At 68.6% G+C, this 15789-nt stretch carries 14 protein-coding genes; 5 read left to right on the top strand and 9 right to left on the bottom strand.

Annotated features, from left to right (window positions below):
• Positions 1–151 precede the first annotated feature (151 nt).
• Both lhgD and ACT4MF_RS11405 read left to right on the top strand, forming a co-directional pair.
• A complete protein-coding gene (gene lhgD / locus ACT4MF_RS11410; RefSeq protein ID WP_444682694.1) occupies positions 152–1354 on the top strand; it encodes an L-2-hydroxyglutarate dehydrogenase in 1203 nt (400 codons plus the stop codon).
• A 279-nt stretch (positions 1355–1633) separates the two neighbouring features.
• The gene (locus ACT4MF_RS11405; protein WP_444682693.1) at positions 1634–3106 is read left to right on the top strand and encodes an acetyl-CoA hydrolase/transferase C-terminal domain-containing protein; all 1473 of its coding nucleotides are present in this window, start codon (positions 1634–1636) and stop codon (positions 3104–3106) included.
• A gap of 75 nt (positions 3107–3181) precedes the next feature.
• Here ACT4MF_RS11405 and ACT4MF_RS11400 read toward each other — a convergent pair whose 3' ends face one another.
• From ACT4MF_RS11400 to ACT4MF_RS11365, 8 genes are all read right to left on the bottom strand, one after another.
• On the bottom strand, positions 3182–3415 hold the full coding sequence (locus ACT4MF_RS11400) for a hypothetical protein (RefSeq protein WP_099254117.1): 234 nt from the start codon (positions 3413–3415) through the stop codon (positions 3182–3184).
• The gene (locus tag ACT4MF_RS11395; protein ID WP_444682692.1) at positions 3412–5403 is read right to left on the bottom strand and encodes a TRAP transporter permease; all 1992 of its coding nucleotides are present in this window, start codon (positions 5401–5403) and stop codon (positions 3412–3414) included. Before ACT4MF_RS11395 ends, ACT4MF_RS11400 begins: the two co-directional genes overlap by 4 nt.
• A 154-nt stretch (positions 5404–5557) precedes the next feature.
• The gene (locus tag ACT4MF_RS11390; protein ID WP_099254115.1) at positions 5558–6703 is read right to left on the bottom strand and encodes a TAXI family TRAP transporter solute-binding subunit; all 1146 of its coding nucleotides are present in this window, start codon (positions 6701–6703) and stop codon (positions 5558–5560) included.
• A 110-nt stretch (positions 6704–6813) separates the two neighbouring features.
• Positions 6814–7242 (bottom strand): universal stress protein, encoded by a 429-nt coding sequence (locus tag ACT4MF_RS11385; protein WP_099254114.1) that lies wholly within the window; start codon positions 7240–7242, stop codon positions 6814–6816.
• A 57-nt stretch (positions 7243–7299) separates the two neighbouring features.
• Positions 7300–8121 carry a fumarylacetoacetate hydrolase family protein gene (locus ACT4MF_RS11380; RefSeq protein WP_444682691.1) on the bottom strand — a complete coding sequence of 274 codons (822 nt, stop codon included), beginning with the start codon at positions 8119–8121 and terminating at the stop codon, positions 7300–7302.
• Between the two features lie 3 nt (positions 8122–8124).
• A complete protein-coding gene (locus ACT4MF_RS11375) occupies positions 8125–8472 on the bottom strand; it encodes a cupin domain-containing protein (RefSeq protein ID WP_099254112.1) in 348 nt (115 codons plus the stop codon).
• Positions 8469–9257 carry an SDR family oxidoreductase gene (locus ACT4MF_RS11370; protein ID WP_444682690.1) on the bottom strand — a complete coding sequence of 263 codons (789 nt, stop codon included), beginning with the start codon at positions 9255–9257 and terminating at the stop codon, positions 8469–8471. The genes ACT4MF_RS11375 and ACT4MF_RS11370 overlap by 4 nt, the downstream gene beginning before the upstream one ends.
• 62 nt (positions 9258–9319) lie before the next feature.
• Entirely contained in the window at positions 9320–10660 is a 1341-nt protein-coding gene (locus tag ACT4MF_RS11365; protein ID WP_444682689.1) for a nickel pincer cofactor-dependent isomerase, group 22, read from the bottom strand.
• A gap of 92 nt (positions 10661–10752) precedes the next feature.
• Between ACT4MF_RS11365 and ACT4MF_RS11360 the strand changes: the two genes are divergently transcribed.
• The 3 genes from ACT4MF_RS11360 to ACT4MF_RS11350 all read left to right on the top strand — a co-directional run bounded on the left by ACT4MF_RS11360 (position 10753) and on the right by ACT4MF_RS11350 (position 14375).
• Positions 10753–11862 (top strand): mandelate racemase/muconate lactonizing enzyme family protein, encoded by a 1110-nt coding sequence (locus ACT4MF_RS11360; protein ID WP_444682688.1) that lies wholly within the window; start codon positions 10753–10755, stop codon positions 11860–11862.
• 33 nt (positions 11863–11895) lie between these two features.
• Complete coding sequence (locus tag ACT4MF_RS11355) at positions 11896–13113, top strand: mandelate racemase/muconate lactonizing enzyme family protein (RefSeq protein WP_444682687.1); 1218 nt, start codon at positions 11896–11898, stop codon at positions 13111–13113.
• A 101-nt stretch (positions 13114–13214) separates the two neighbouring features.
• Positions 13215–14375: an acyl-CoA dehydrogenase family protein gene (locus ACT4MF_RS11350; RefSeq protein ID WP_099254107.1), complete on the top strand. Its 1161-nt coding sequence runs from the start codon at positions 13215–13217 to the stop codon at positions 14373–14375.
• A 124-nt stretch (positions 14376–14499) separates the two neighbouring features.
• Here the strand turns inward: ACT4MF_RS11350 and ACT4MF_RS11345 are convergent, their stop codons facing one another.
• Entirely contained in the window at positions 14500–15750 is a 1251-nt protein-coding gene (locus ACT4MF_RS11345; RefSeq protein WP_444682686.1) for an MFS transporter, read from the bottom strand.
• Between the last annotated feature and the right edge of the window lie 39 nt (positions 15751–15789).

Genomic DNA, 15789 nt, shown 5'->3' with positions numbered 1-15789 from the left:
GGATCACCGTCGAGCAGCGGCAAAGGTATTGCCGTGGGGTTCCCGCCGCAACCGCCCGGACCGACCGGGACGGTCGACATCCGCCGCGGCCTCGACCGGTCCCCGCTTTGGGAATTTATAAGGCCCCCCTTCCGGATCCGAAAGACGAGCAATGATGCGCCACGATGTCGCCATCGTCGGTGGCGGTTGCGTCGGGCTGTCGGTCGCCAAACACCTCGCGGAGCGCACCGACCTCGACGTCGCCGTCTTGGAGAAGGAACACCACCTCGCGTCCCACCAGAGCGGCCGGAACTCCGGCGTGCTCCACCCGGGGTTCAACTACCCGCCGGACTCGAAGAAGGCGCGGTTCGCCACCGAGGGCACCGCCCGGATGAAGGCGTACTGCGAGGAGCACGACGTGCCCTGTGACGAGCTCGGCGTTCTCGTCATCGCGACGGACGACGAGGAGGAGGCGCGGCTCGACGACCTCGCCGAGCAGGCCGAGGCCAACGGCGTCGCTTACGAGCTGCTCGACTCCCGCGAGGCGATCCGCGAACACGAACCGCACGCCGAGGGGCAGGCGGCCCTCCACGCTCCCGAGGCCGCCTCCGTCGACGCCGAGCAGTACGTCTACGCGCTCGCGAGGGAGGTCCGGGACGCGGGGGTCACGGTGTACACGGGGTACGAGGTCTCGCAGATCGAGTCGGCGGCCGAGGGGTACCGACTCGACACGAGCAACGGTCGGTTCGAGGTCTCGTACCTCGTCAACGCCGCGGGGCTTCACGCCGACACCCTGGCCCACCAGGTCGGCGTCGGCGAGGGGTACCAGGTCGTTCCGTTCCGCGGGGAGTATTACGAGGTCCGCCCCGAGCGCAGCGAGCTCTGTGAGACGATGATCTATCCGACGCCGAACCCCGAACTCCCGTTCCTCGGCGTCCACTACACGCGCCGCACCGACGGAAAGGTGATCGTCGGCCCGAACGCCGTCCTCGCGTTCGGCCGCGAGGCGTACGACAACACGGACGTGAATCCACGGGAGCTGCTGGACACGCTCAGCTACGTCGGGTTCCAGCGGCTGCTCGCCTCGCCGCTGATGCTCTCGGTCGCGTGGTCGGAACTGAACAAATCCTACCGCAAAGAGAAGTTCGCGGCCGCCTCCCAGAAGCTGGTGCCCGCGGTTCGGGCCGAGGACCTCCGGAAGAGCTACGCGGGGATCCGCGCTCAGCTCGTCAGCGAGGACGGCGAGCTGGTCAAGGACCCGCTGTTCGTCGAGCGCGAGGACGCCGTCCACATCCTCAACGCCGTCTCGCCCGGGCTCACCTCCTCGCTGCCGTTCGGCGATCACATCGCGGAGCGGCTCGCGGCGAAGGTGTGACCGCGGGTCCGCGCCCCGCCGCTGCGTCCCGATCGGGACGACGCGGGCGACGCACCCTTCCCCCGAAGCTCATGGTTTAAGTCCCGGCCCTCCGAGGCTTCGACCACCACGCGCGGGGCCGGGCCGAGGAGGCGTCCCAAGCTTCCGCCGCGCGACCCGCCCCGTCCCCACGATCATGTCACCACACCCGTCTCCCCCGACCCACGGCGGCCGGGCGCCCCTCGCCGCCGACCGCACCGCGCCCCGCGAACGCCCCCGGCGACCGGACCGAGGGTCGCAATGAACCGCGGCCCGGACCGGCGGCCAGTCGAGCGCCGCCTTCACGGGGACGTGCCGATCGCCGACCCTGAGGACGCCGCCGCCGAGATCGCTCCCGGGTCGACCGTGCTCACGAGCGGCTTCGGCAGCGTCGGCTACCCGAAGGCGATCCCGCTCGCGCTGGCGTCCTCCCCCCGCGACCTCTCGCTCACGCTGGTCTCCAGCGGGAAGGTCGGCGACGAGATCGACGTCGAGCTCATCGACTCCGGCCAGGTCGATCGCCGCTTCACCTACCAGTCGTCGCGGGTCGCCCGCGAGAAGAGCAACACCCGCGAAATCGCCTTCAGCGACCGCAACGCCTCGTCGATCGGCGACGAGGTCCAGTACGGCGGGCTCGTCGACCCCGACGTCGCCGTCGTCGAGGCGGTCGCCGTCGGGGAGGACTGGTTCGTCCCCTCCACCTCGCTCGGGCAGGTGCCCGCGTTCGTCGAGGCGGCCGACGCGCTGTACGTCGAACTGAACCGCCACCAGCCGCTCGAACTGCAGGCGCTCCACGACGTGTACCGCCCCGACGCGCCGCCGGACCGCGGACCGATCCCGCTGTCCGCCCCCGGAGAGCGCATCGGTACGGCACACGTCGGCTTCGACCCCGAGAAGCTCGCGGGCGTCGTCGAGACGGAGATCCCCGACTCGACGTACACGTTCCGAGACCCGACCGACGACGACCTCGCGATCGCCGCCAACCTCGGGCAGTTCCTCCGTGCGGAGCTCGAGCGCTCGGCCGTCTTCGACGACGCGGTCCACCTCCAGTTCGGCGTCGGCTCGGTCGGCAACGCCCTGATGAGCGAACTGCGGGCGCTCGACTTCGGCGACCGCGAGGTGCACTACTTCGGCGAGCTCATTCAGGACGGTCTCTTCGATATGCTCGACGCCGGCGGGCTGGCGTCGGCGAGCGCGACCTCGCTCGCCCTCACCGACGAGGGGCAAGAACGCCTCTTCGACGACGTGGAGCGCTACGCCGAGGACGTGGTGCTCCGCCCGGCCGACGTCTCCAACCACCCCGGGCTCATCGACCAGTTCGGCGTGATCGGCGTCAACAGCGCCGTCGAGTTCGACATCTACGGGAACGTCAACTCCACGCACGTCCGCGGCGAGCGCATGATAAACGGGGTCGGCGGCTCCGCCGACTTCAACCGGAACTCGCTGATCACGGTGTGCGCGCTCCCCTCGACGCTGAACGACGGCGCGGTGTCGCGGGTCGTTCCGCAGACCTTCCACGTCGACCACACCGAACACGACATCGACGTCTTCGTCACCGAACAGGGCGTCGCCGACGTGCGCGGCCTGTCGCCGGTCGAGCGCGCGGAACTGATCGTCGAGCGCTGCGCGCACCCGGCGTTCGCGCCCGAACTACGCTCGTACCTCGACGACGTCTCCGATCGGGAGTACCACATCCCGCAGGACGTCGAGCGGGCCGCGGAGTGGTTCGAGTGAGCGCCCGTCGCCGACCGACCGCCGCTTCGACGTAAGAAACGAAGAAACGAACGCGGCCCGGCGGCGGCTACGGGCTCACAGGAGTTCGAGGAAGATGAGCAGCCACCAGACGTAGCCGCCGGCGAGCGTGAGCGCGGTGAGCAGTTCGAGGACGCCGACGTACGTCTCGCCGTGCGTCCGGCGGAACGCCTGCACCTTCTCGACTTGGCTCCACACCGGCATCAGCGGCTCCGGGATGATCTCGCCCAGCCCGCCGGCCTGCTGTGCGGACTCCTCGGCGACCGCCTCGGGGGAGTCGCCGTCGCTCATTGGCTCGCCCCCCTGCCGAACGGCAGTTTGAGACCGCGGATCATCACCTTCTCGGCGACGAAGACGGCGGCGAAGACGGCGATCCCCGCGATCTTCGCGACGTTGCTCGGGTACACCATGATGAGGACGCCGAGCGTCGCGAGCAGGGCTCGCGCGCCGATCTTCCGGCCGGGACGCATCTTGAACGGGTAGTTGAGCCCGTAGATGATCGTCACCGCGCCGAGCAGCACGAGCAGTCCGACGTACAGCGTGTATCCGCCGACGTCCATCGAGATCAGGCCGGGGTTGTAGACGAACGCGACCGGGAGGATGAACAGCGGCGCGGCGATCCGGATCGCGGCCCCGCAGGTCCGCCAGAAGTTCGCCTCCGCGATCCCCGCCGCGATCACCGCCGCGGTCGCCACCGGAGGCGTGATCCCCGCGAGGATGGCCGCGTAGAACATCGTGTAGTGGGCCGTGATCGGCTCGACGGCGAAGTCCGAGACGAAGGTCGGCACGATGAGGATGGCCACGATGACGTACGCGGCGACCGTCGGCATCCCGACGCCCATCAGGATGGCGACCGCCATCCCGAGCAGCACCGCGAACAGCAGCACGCCGCCCGAGATGTTGATGAGCAGCAGCGCGATCTTCGCCGGGATCCCGGTCGTGCTGAACAGGTTCACGACGCCGCTGATGACGACGAGGATGATCGCGATCGGCGCCAGGATGATCGCGCCGCGGCGGATCCCGTGGACGGTGTTTTTCACCTGCGTGACGAGCTCGCTGCCCGGCCCGACGCCGCTACTGTCCACGATCCGCTGGAGCGGCGGCATGAGCGTTCCGGTGATCATCATCGCGACCACCGTGTACAGCGCCGACGTCATCACGGTGTACTGAACGACGCCGAGGAGGTAGATGAGTATCGCGAACGGCACGCCGAAACGGAGCGCCTCGAACACCTTCTTCTCCGTCGAGAGCTCCTCGTCGAAGAACTCGGAGAACTCCATGTCCTGGCTGCTGGCGTCGGAGATCGCGAGGTAGTGGACCGCGATGGAGATCGACACGACCAGGATGGCGGCCGGCACGAGACCGGCGACGACGATGTCGAGGTACGGGACGCCGAGGTACGACGCCATCACGAACGCGGACGCCCCCATGACGGGCGGGAGCACCTGCCCGGACGTGGACGCGACCGCCTCGATACCCGCCGCGCGGTGTCCCTTCATCCCGGCCTCCTGCATCGTCGGGATGGTGAACGACCCCGTCATCGCCGCGTTGGCGGTGTACGAGCCGTTGATGGAGCCGATGACCGCCGAGGAGAGGACGGCGGTCTGGGCGATCCCGGACTCGATGTACTTCGCCGCCACGATGGCGACCCGCAAGATGAGGTCGAACGCGCCGTACGCGAACAGCAGCCCGGCGTACAGCAGGAACGGCGCGATCCACGAGGCCGTGATCTGCGTGAGGCTCCCGTAGAACCCGTACAGGTCGGTGACCGTCGCCTGGAGCAGCGTCGCTTGGTTCATCCCCGCGTGCCCCAGCACGCCCGGCACGACGTTCCCGAACATCGCGTACCCGAACACGGCGAAGATGAGTCCGAGGAACACGTTGCCGAACTCGCGCCACGTGAGGTACATCAGCGAGATGATGACCAGCCGCGCGAGCATGTACTCGTGGTCGAGCGCGTACCCCTGCCGCTGGAGATACACGTCTTGGAAGTTGAGCGCGAAGAACGCCGACGCGGTCATCAGCGCCAGCGACGCGGGGATCAACACGGCGCCGTCGATCCAGTCGCCGTCCGAAATCGCGGTCCGCGTCTCGTTGAGCGCGTACACGGTCAGGATACCGCCCACGAACGCGGTGGCGTACCGCACCTGCGAGATCGCCTGGGTCTGGGCCCAGTAGAGGACGCCGACCCAGAACAGCAGCGCCGCCGCCGTGACCGTGACGTCGAGTCCCCGAAGCAGTCCGGATTCGGGGGCCGTCGAGGACGTTTCCGTACTCATTGGCGCCTGCGTACGTTAGAGAGGATGGTCGTCCGCCCGGGCGTGGTTGATAGTGTCATAGTTGGTGTCTGAGTTGTCGATTACGGATTGGATGATTTTAAATTACTGATCGGTACGCCCCGGAGAGCGGGAAGAAAGTCGGGTTACCGACCGATCAGGCGCTGTCGCCTTCGGTCAGGTTGTCGTCCCACGCGTCGTTGTCCTTGTAGTACTGCACTGCGCCGCGGTGGACCGGGATGTTCTCCCGAGCCGAGGCGAGCATGTCCGCGGTGGACTCGAAGTCGTTGAACTGCTCTTCGCCCTCGTTGACCGTGTCGTTGTGCTCGTCGACGACGCGGCACAGCTCGTAGACGGCGTCGGGGTTCGCCTCGGGGTTGAACGTGTAGTTCACCTCGAGGTTCCAGTGGAACACTTCGTCGGTGCCGATGTCGGCGTCGGCGATGGACCAGTCGGCGTAGCTCGTGGTGCCCGTCCCGGCGCCCGGGTACGACTCGGCCGACTGGCGGAGCGCGTCGGTCGGCTCGACGTAGTGGATGTCGATGCGGGAGGCGATCTCCTGAACGAACCCGGTGTACCGCACGCCGGGGGTCCCGTACGCGATACAGGCGTCGATGTTACCCTCCTCCATCGCACCGGGCGCGGAGTCGACGCCCATGTTCTGGATGTTCATCTGGTCGTAGATGTCGGCCGTCGGGTCCTGCGACCAGACGTCGAGGGTCGTCGCGCGCGTCGAGTACCCCGGCTCGGCCGGGTAGACGTTCGCGCCGGCGAGGTCGTCGAACGTCTCGATCCCCGTGCCGTCACGGGCGATGACGTAGATGCTGTACGGGAACGCGTAGAACCCGTACTGCGGGATGCGTTCGACGGGCTGCTCCGAGAACGCGCCGGTCTCGTCGAGCGCCTTCGACAGCGAGTTGTTGTCGGTGATGCCGGCGTTGAACTGGTTGTTCGCCATCCGGCGGATCGTGCCGATGTACCCCGGGCTCTCGATCGTCGAGTAGCTCAGGGTGTCGCTCTCTTGGCTGACCGCCCGCTCGACCGCGAGCCCGACGTCTTGGGTCCCGCCGGCGGATGTCCCGACGCGCAGCGTGAGATCCTGACTTCCGCCGTCGGAGCCGTCCGATCCGTCGGAGCCGTCGGAACCGTCCGACCCGTCGGAACCGTCCGACCCGTCGGAGCCGTCAGACCCGTCGGAGCCGTCGCCACCGTCGCCCCCACCGCTACATCCAGCGAGTCCGGTGATGCCTACCGCACCCGTGCCGTACAGGAACCGCCGCCGATCGATCGACTTGTCTGCCATGTTCAACCGTGACCAGTTCGTCCATCATTAACAATGTATCTGTTTATTCCAGTTAGAAAACGAAGAATATTCATTTCGTGATCTTCGCTATACAGGTTCCGTCCCGCTGTTTACTCGTCGAGGATCACCGTCACCGGGCAGCCGGCTCCGAGCAGCACCGACTGGGTCGTGCTCCCGAACAGCATCTTCCCGGTCGGACTCCGGCGGCGCCCGCTCATGGTGATGCCGTCGACGTCGAGCTCCGCGGCGACCTCGACGATCGTGTCGGCCGGGTCGCCGTGTTCGCGCCGTCTGACCGTCTCGACGCCGGCCTCCGCCAACCGGTCCTCGACGACGTCGACGCTCTCGGGGTAGTTCTCCTCGTTCCACACGTCCTCGGAGTTGACGCGACCGGCCTCGCCGCTGACCTCGAACCCCTCGTAGACGTTGAGTATCACCGCCTCGACCTCCTCGGCGGCGTTCGGCAGCGACGCCACGGCGTCCGCTGCGGCCAGTTCGTTATCCGAGTCCCCACCGACGGGAAGCAGTACGCGGTACATGCGAGAACCTAACCGAACAGCGGGTAATAAAACTGCCTGCGGTCGGGATGCCCGCCCCTACCGCGTCACCGGCGCGTCGACGGTCCCGATCGACTCGACGACCGCGCGCACCTCGTCGCCGGGGTCGATCGGCGCCGCGCCGGGCGTTCCGGTGCTGAACAGATCGCCGGGCTCCAGCGTCATCACGTCGGAGTGGAACGAGACGATCTCCGCCGGCGGGAACAGCATGTTCCGGATCTCGTTTTCGGCCCGCACCTCACCGTTGACCTCGGTCCGCACCGAGAGGCGCTCGAGGTCGAGCGGCTCCTCCGGCACCGCGAGCGCGGCGCCGGGAACGAGGAACGTGTCGTAGCTCTTCGCTCGCGTGAGGAACCGCGGGTTCCGCTGGAGCACGTCTTCCGCGGTCATGTCGATGACGGGGAGGTAGCCCGCCACCACGTCGTCGACCGCGGCCTCGTCGACGTTCCGGCACGTCCGCCCCATCACGACCGCCAGCTCCGCCTCGGCGGTCACCCGCTCGCTCTGCGACTCCGGCGGCAGTCGGATCGGGCCCCCCGGCCCGGTCAGCACCGACGACGGCTTCATGAAGCTCGCCGGCTCCTCGGGGCGCTGCTCGTCGAGGTCGCCGGCGTGCTCCTCGTAGTTCAGGCCGATCCCCCACAGCTTCCCGAACGATTCCAGCGGCGCGCCGAACGACACGTCCCCGGCCGGGACGGGGTCGGCGGTCGCGTCGGCGACATCGCCGAGCGTCCCCGCGGCCGCCCGTGGGAGGGCGTCGCGGACGGTCTCGATGTCGGGTTCGACGGCAGCGAGCGGGACGTACCCCTCGTCGTCACCGAGCAGGGGGGTTCCGGTCGCGGTGCGTGCGAGGTACTTCATCGCTCACTCCTCGCGGTCCGTCCAGAAGTCGAACGAGCGCCCGGGCGCGAACACGTCGAGCCCGACCGCGCGCTCGTCGCCGGTGTTCTCCACTCTGTGGGTCTCGTTCGACTCCAGGAGCACGGAGTCGTTCTCCTGGAGCGCGACCGAGTCGTCCTCGGTCGCGACCGTGAGCTCGCCCTGCAGGCAGAGGCAGACCTGCTCGTTCTCGTGGTCGTGCATCGGCGAGCTGTGGCCCGGCGGCTTCTCGAACCACTCGAAGGAGAACCGGTCGCTTCCCGCCATCGACACGCGCCGCCACCCCTCCTCGGGCTCGTACGTCTCCGCCTCGTCGAACGCGACCGGCTTCATAGGTTCGCTCCGGTGGAGCCGCCGTCGATCGGGAGCGCGGTGCCGTTGACGTACCCGGACTTCGGCGACGAGAGGAACGCGACCGTGTTGCCGAGCTCCATCGGGTCGCCGATGCGTTCGAGCGGATTCTGTGCCCAGTCGTCGAGCCCCTCCTCGTAGGAGTCGTAGTCGCCGCGCTCGACGGCCGCCTCGACGAGGTCCCGGATCCGGCTCGTCTCGTGGGGGCCCGGGAGGACGGCGTTGGCGCGTACCTCCGGGGCGAACTCCTTCGAGAGCGTCTTCTCCAGCCCGATGACGCCCATCCGGACCGAGTTCGACAGCACGAGGCTGTCGATGGCCTCCTTCACGCTGCGGGAGGTGACGTTGACGATGGTGCCGCCGTCGCCCTCCTTGAGGTGCGGATACGACTCCCGCGCCAGCCGAACGACGCTCATCACGAGCAGGTCGAAGGCGTACTGCCAGTCCTCGTCGTCGGTGTCGAGGAAGGCGCCCGAGGGCGGCCCGCCCGCGCTGGTCACGAGGTGGTCGATCGTGCCGAACTCGTCGACGGTCGCCTCCACGAGCGCCGCGACCTCGTCGGCGTCGGTCAGGTCCGCCGGCTGCGCGACGACCTCGCCGGTCGCGACCGCCTCGACCTCTTCTTTGGCGTCCGCCAGCCGCTCCTCGTCGCGGCCGTTGATGACGACGTCTACTCCCTCTCGGGCCAGCGCCTTCGCCGATGCCTTCCCGAGTCCACTGGACGATGCGGTCACGAGTGCGACGTTCCCGTCGATCTGTAAGTCCATGCCTCACACATCCGGAGTCCGGCGTGAAAACGTTTCCCTACAGGCAAGCGGGCGGACCGCCCTCACGCGCCCGACCCGCCCGTCGGGTCGGCGTCGGACTCCGCGGTTTCGTCATTGAACTCCGCCGTTCCGTCGTCGTATCCCACCGTCTCGCGACCCACGACCGTCGTCGCCGCGGGGAGGTCCGTGACCACCGCGTCGGAGACGCGGAGCTCGCCGAGGTCCTGGGTGTTCCGGATCCAGACGATCCGGACGGTCTCGGGGTCGTACCCTCCGAGCGCCGCCAGCGCGGTCCGGAGCGCGAACTCGTCGTCGGGCGCCACCACCGGGAGCTTCGACTTCGCGAGCGACCCGCTGGTGAGCGCGTTGGCGTACGTCTTCTTCAGGTCGAGCTGGTCAACCGCGGCCTGTCGCGTGAGGTCGGCGAGCCCGATCCCGTTGCCGTTCGCCTTCGTCGCCTCCGTGAGCCCTCGGACGTAGATGAGGTCGATGTCCGGGGTCTCGGGGTCTGGCGCGTTGAGCACGCGGTAGCGACCGATGACGTTCGTGTCCATCCCGGCGCCCGAGATCTCCTTGCCGATCTCGTCGACGACGAGCAGGTCGACGTCGTCCACCGGGAGCGTCGGCATCTCGTCGTACGCGCGTTCCAACAGCTCCGGCTCGCGGTCGAGGAACGATCCCGCGGGGACGGCTTCCAGGTGACCGATCTCCTCCTCGAAGTTCTCGACGAGCGCGATCCCGCCGACCAGCGGCGTCTCCCGCTCGATGACCTCGAGCGCGGCGGTCAACGCCTCCACGTACCCCTCGGCGATCGCCGTCGAGTGGAACGACTTCGCGCCGCGCTGCTTGCCGAGCCCGACGACCGTCATCTTCGCGAGCCCGCTCTCTATCGGTCCGGTGAAGTTGGTGTGCGCCTTCACGCGGTTCACCACGAGGGCGGCGTCGGCTTCCGACGCCGCTTCCGAGAAGTACACCGGCAGGTCCGCGTCGCCGACGGGCACCGTCTCCAGCTCCGCGGCGGCCATGCGCGCGTCGATCGGCGCGCCGACCGCCTCCTCGGTGATCCCGAGCGCCTCCAGCACCTCGCGCTGCCCCTCCGGGGTCGCGCCGCCGTGGCTGCCCATCGCGGGGACCACCACGGGGTCGAACCCCCGCTCGGCGAGTCGGTCGACGACCGCCGCCGCGACCTCGTCGATCCGGTCGATCCCACGGCTGCCGACCCCGACGGCCACCCTCGCGCCCTTGGGGAGGTCGTCGAGATCGAGCGCGTCGGTCGCCTCGCGGGCCGCCCCGACCGGATCGTCGAGGCGCTCCGTCCGCGGCTCGTACCGAACCCGCGCGAACTCCGGCAGCGGCTGCGGGTCGATGAGGTGGTCGACGTCGGCTCGGTCGGGAAACTCCATGTGGGGTCCCTCGCAGCCCCGGTACAAAAGCTGCGGGTGAGAGGTTTGCCGATACAGCGGGCTACTAGTACCCGTGTGACGCCGCAGCACACATGCAGATAACCGAAGTCGAGTCGTTCCCGATCAAGCTGCCGCTGGAGTCGCCCGTCTCCTTCTCCAACCGGACGCTCACCTATCGGGACCACGCGATCACGTACGTACGGACGGACACCGGCCACGAGGGCGTCGGCTACTCGCTGGGATACGAGGGGGCCGGCCTCATCGCCGACGCGGTCGAGTCGATGCTCGAACCGCTGCTCGTCGGCGAGGACCCCCGCGACACCGAACGGCTCTGGCACAAGATGTACGACGGCAACGTGCAGATCGGCCGTACCGGTCTCTTCTTGCGCGCCATCTCGACGGTCGACATCGCGCTCTGGGACGTGAAGGCGAAGGCGGCCGACATGCCCCTCCACAAGCTGCTCGGCGGCCACTCCGAGTCGGTACCGTCGTACGCCAGCGGCGGCTACTACCGCGACGACAAGGGTCACGAGGCGCTGCGCGGCGAGATGCGGCGCTACCTCGACGAGGGCCACGACGTGGTCAAGATGAAGGTGGGTCGCCTGTCGGCGGCGGAGGAGGCCGAACGCGTCGCCGCGGTGCGCGACGAGATCGGCGACGAGCGCACCCTCCTGCTCGACGCCAACGGCGTCTGGGGGTCCACCACGGAGGCGCTCCGCAACTGTCGGGCGTTCGAGCCGTACGACCCGTACTTCATCGAGGAGCCCGTGATGATCGACCGCGTCGACACGATGGCCGAGGTGAACGACGGGATCGACTACCCCGTCGCCACCGGGGAGCTGGAGGGGACGCGACACAACTTCGCCCGACTCGCCGACACCGGGGCGGCGACGATCCTCCAGCCCGACGTCACCGTCTGCGGCGGGGTCACCGAGTGGCTGAAGATCGCCAACCACGCCTCGGCGTACGACATCCCCATCGCGCCCCACTACAACTGGAACATCCACGCCTCCCTGCTCGGCGCCATCGAGAACGGCCTCTGGGTCGAGTACTTCTACCGCGACATGGACGTGAAGGCGTTCGACGACGTCGTCGCCGATCCCGTCACACCCGGCGACGACGGGACTATCGAGCTGCCGGACCGTCCCGGTCACGGCGTGCCGCTCGACAAGGACGCGCTGCGGCGGTTCAGAGACGACTGACCCACTCCGACACACAACACCGACACACTACATATGCGAGACTACTCAGACCAGATCGACACCCGCGACCCGGACCGAGACGTACAGATCACCGGCCTCGACGCCTGCGTCGTCGAGGGGAACTTCGAGTGGAACCTGATCAAAGTGGAGACCGACGCCGGCGTCACCGGCATCGGCGAGGCGTACCGCGGCGGCGGCGTCCCGGAGCTCGTCGAGTACACCAACCGGTTCCTCGTCGGCGAGAACCCCCTCGACGTCGAGCGGCTCGTGCGGTACATCTTCCAGGAGATGTCGGGCCACGGCGGCACGACCGGGAAGGTCGTCACCGCGGCCTCCGGCATCGAGATCGCGCTGCTCGACGCCGCCGGGAAGATCCTCGGGCTCCCCGTCTACCAGCTGCTCGGCTCGAAGTACCGCGACGAGGTGCGCCTCTACTGCGACTGCCACGCCGGCGAGGCGTACGCGGTCGAGGACGGCGCGACCGCCTACGCCGACGCCGAGGCGTACTCCCCCGAGGCGTACGCCGCCGAGGCCGCCCGCGTCACCGACATGGGCTTTTCGGCGCTGAAGTTCGACCTCGACCTGCCGGCCGACAACGAGAACGACCCGTACAACGGGCGCTTAACGAACGCGGCGATCCGGGAGAAAAAGGAGATCGTCGCGGCCGTGCGCGAGGAGATCGGCTACGACGTCGACCTCGCCTTCGACTGCCACTGGGACTACTCCGTCGAGAGCGCGAAGCGGCTGGCTCACGAGCTCGAGGAGTTCGACCTGATGTGGCTCGAGGACCTGATCCCCCCGGAGAACATGGACGCCCAGAAGGAGGTGACGAAGGCGACGCGCACCCCCGTCGCGACCGGCGAGAACCGGTTCCGCGTGTTCGAGCTGTCGGACCTGATCTACGAGCACGGCGTCGACATCGTCACCCCCGACCCGGCGACGGTCGGCGGGCTCACGGAGACGATGCGGATCGCCGACCGCGCCGAGGAGAACTACATGCCGATGTCACCGCACAACGTCTGTAGTCCGGTGGGGACGATGGCCTGCGTCCATCTCGGCGCGGCCACGCCGAACTTCGACCTGCTGGAGTACCACGCGCTGGAGGTCGACTGGTGGGACGACCTGCTGGCGCGCGACGAGCCGCTGATCGAGGACGGTCGGATCGCGGTGCCGGAGTCGCCCGGTCTCGGGATCGAACTCGACACGGACGTGGTCGAGGAGCACCTCCTCGAGGGGACGACCGGGTTCTGAGCCGGCGCTCCGGGAACGATCGCGGCGCGCGATTCCGGGAGAACCCGGCCGCTCGGCGAGCGAGACTATACTTATTTATCCTTGGGATCGCAAGCATTCGTATGCTCGATTACTTCGACATGGAGTCGACCCTGTCCGAGGAGGAGCGCCTGCTCGTCGACTCCGCCCGGTCGTTCATCGACGGCGAGGTCGACGACGTGGGCCAACACTGGATCGACGGCACGTTCCCCAAAGAGATCATCCCGAAGATGGGCGAGATGGGGTTTTACGCGCCGAACCTCGAGGGGTACGGCCTGCCGGGCGTCAGCGAGCGGGCTTACGGCCTGCTGATGCGCGAGCTGGAGGCGTGCGACTCCGGGCTGCGATCGATGGCGAGCGTGCAGGGCGCGCTGGTGATGTACCCGATCCACGCGTTCGGCAGCGAGGAGCAGAAGGAGGAGTGGCTTCCCAAGCTCGGCACCGGCGAGGCGGTCGGCTGCTTCGGGCTCACCGAGCCGGAGCACGGGTCGAACCCCTCCGCCATGGAGACGCGCGCCGAGGCCGACGGGGACGACTACGTGCTCAACGGGTCGAAGACGTGGATCACGAACTCACCCATCTCCGACGTCGCCGTCGTCTGGGCGAAGGACCACACCGAGGACGGCACCCCCGTTCGCGGCTTCCTCGTCGAGACCGACCGCGACGGCGTCACTACCAACAAGATCGACGAGAAGCTCAGCCTGCGCGCGTCGATCACGGGCGAGATCAGCCTCCAAGACGTTCACGTCCCGGCGGAGAACCGCCTCCCCGGCGTCGAGGGGATGAAGGGGCCGCTGTCGTGTCTGACGCAGGCCCGCTACGGCATCGCGTGGGGCGCCATCGGGGCGGCACAGGACTGCTTCGAGACCGCTCGGCAGTACGCGACCGACCGCGAGCAGTTCGGAAAGCCGATCGGCGGCTTCCAGATGCAACAGCAGAAGCTCGCGGAGATGGCGACGCAGATCACGCTCGCGCAGCTGCTCGCCCACCGCCTCTCGGAGCTCAAGGAGGCCGGCGAGATGCGGCCGCAGCACGTCTCGATGGCGAAGCGCAACAACGTCCGCATGGCCCGCGACCAGTCGCGGATCGCCCGCGAGATGCTCGGCGGCAACGGGATCACGGCCGACTACTCACCCATGCGCCACATGGCGAACATGGAGACCGTGTACACCTACGAGGGCACCCACGACATCCACACCCTGATCCTCGGCGAGGACCTCACCGGGCTGCAGGCGTACCAGTAGTCGCTCGCCGTTCGCGACTGTCGGCTTCTTTGCGGCTCGATCTCCTCGATCTGATCTCCTCCGCGACCTGATTTCGCAGCCCCTCGTACCCGCCGGTGTCGGTGGCTCGGGGCGCCTGCGAGCGCTACTCGTCCATCCGGATCGGCGGCGACGCACTCATCAGGAGGAGGCAGGCGACTCCGACGCCCGCGCCGAGGAGCCCGGCGCCGACGCCGACCGCGCGGACGGCCGCCTCGAACCCGAGCGACCGGGTCGAGACCGCGACGGCGACGCCCATGACGATCGGAGTCGCCGTCGCCGCCGCGCGCCCGCTCCCCTCGCCGAGGCTGACGAGCCCGCCCCGCAGGTCCGCCGGCGGAAGCGTCGTGATGACGCTCCGGTAGACGGAGAGCACGAGCCCGAAGCCGGCGCCCATGAACACGACGCCGACGGCGGCGACCGCGAGCGACCGGGCGAGAAAGACGAGCGCGAGGCCGACGCCCATCGAGAGGTTCATCGCCACGAGCGGGTAGAGCCGGTCGTCAAAGACGTCGGCGATCCGACCCGCCTGCGTCGCCGCGAGCGCGTACGTGAGGCTCGCGAGCGCCGCGAGTACCCCCGCCTCCGCCGGCGTGCCGCCGAGCACGTCGACGACGAGGATCGAGTTGTAGGTGAGGAAGCCGAACCACGCGACGTTCGCGCTCCCCCGCGCGACGACCATGGTCCACGCCCGCCGTTGCGCGACGAGCGCGCGCATGTCGCCGACCTGCGTCCGGAGCCCCGCCTCCCCGTTCCCGTCCGCCGTCTTGTCGAGCGGCTCCTCGAAGTACGCGTAGACGACGGCCGCGATCGGGAAGGAGATGGCGTACAGGAGGAACGGGTACTGCCACGCCATCCCGACGAGGACCCCGGCGGCCAGCGGAAACGCCGTCTGCGAGAGTCCGGAGCCGGTGAACCGGAGCCCCTGTGCGGTCGCCTCCTTCGTCCCCGCGTAGAGGTCGCCGAGGCTGGTGATGATGATGGGCGTGAGCGCGGCGAAGCCGACCCCCTGCAGCGCGCGCAGGGCGAGCGCCGCGGCGAAGGTGGAGACGAACGCGATCGCGGTGCCGGTGAGCCCGAACCAGAGGAGCCCGAAGATCAACACCGGTCGTCGCCCGTATCGGTCGGCGACCACGCCGGCGATCGGGATGACGACGATCGACGGCGCGGTGAACGCCGACATCATGAGCCCGATGTTCGCCGTCGACGCCCCCAGCGGCTCGACGAGCGAGCCGAGCACCGGGGAGAGGAGGGCGGTGCCGAGCGGCGGGAGCACGTTGATCAGGAGCAGCAGCTGGAAGGGTCGCTCTCGGACGATTCCGGCGTCGGATCCCGCGATCGACGAGGGCGATACCACGCTTGCGAGCAGGCGGGCGTCCGAATTAAACCTACGCGT

It is taken from the genome of Halorubrum sp. FL23, assembly GCF_052439115.2.
GTDB lineage: Archaea > Halobacteriota > Halobacteria > Halobacteriales > Haloferacaceae > Halorubrum > Halorubrum persicum.
Note: the sequence above shows the minus strand (reverse complement) of the source record. Positions and strands in the feature narration are given on the sequence as shown.

Bases quoted from the DNA above. Each gene is read 5' to 3' on its own strand.
- lhgD (WP_444682694.1), top strand. From the start codon at position 152: ATGATGCGCCACGATGTCGCCATCGTCGGTGGCGGTTGCGTCGGGCTG.
- ACT4MF_RS11405 (WP_444682693.1), top strand. From the start codon at position 1,634: ATGAACCGCGGCCCGGACCGGCGGCCAGTCGAGCGCCGCCTTCACGGG.
- ACT4MF_RS11400 (WP_099254117.1), bottom strand. From the start codon at position 3,415: ATGAGCGACGGCGACTCCCCCGAGGCGGTCGCCGAGGAGTCCGCACAG.
- ACT4MF_RS11395 (WP_444682692.1), bottom strand. From the start codon at position 5,403: ATGAGTACGGAAACGTCCTCGACGGCCCCCGAATCCGGACTGCTTCGG.
- ACT4MF_RS11390 (WP_099254115.1), bottom strand. From the start codon at position 6,703: ATGGCAGACAAGTCGATCGATCGGCGGCGGTTCCTGTACGGCACGGGT.
- ACT4MF_RS11385 (WP_099254114.1), bottom strand. From the start codon at position 7,242: ATGTACCGCGTACTGCTTCCCGTCGGTGGGGACTCGGATAACGAACTG.
- ACT4MF_RS11380 (WP_444682691.1), bottom strand. From the start codon at position 8,121: ATGAAGTACCTCGCACGCACCGCGACCGGAACCCCCCTGCTCGGTGAC.
- ACT4MF_RS11375 (WP_099254112.1), bottom strand. From the start codon at position 8,472: ATGAAGCCGGTCGCGTTCGACGAGGCGGAGACGTACGAGCCCGAGGAG.
- ACT4MF_RS11370 (WP_444682690.1), bottom strand. From the start codon at position 9,257: ATGGACTTACAGATCGACGGGAACGTCGCACTCGTGACCGCATCGTCC.
- ACT4MF_RS11365 (WP_444682689.1), bottom strand. From the start codon at position 10,660: ATGGAGTTTCCCGACCGAGCCGACGTCGACCACCTCATCGACCCGCAG.
- ACT4MF_RS11360 (WP_444682688.1), top strand. From the start codon at position 10,753: ATGCAGATAACCGAAGTCGAGTCGTTCCCGATCAAGCTGCCGCTGGAG.
- ACT4MF_RS11355 (WP_444682687.1), top strand. From the start codon at position 11,896: ATGCGAGACTACTCAGACCAGATCGACACCCGCGACCCGGACCGAGAC.
- ACT4MF_RS11350 (WP_099254107.1), top strand. From the start codon at position 13,215: ATGCTCGATTACTTCGACATGGAGTCGACCCTGTCCGAGGAGGAGCGC.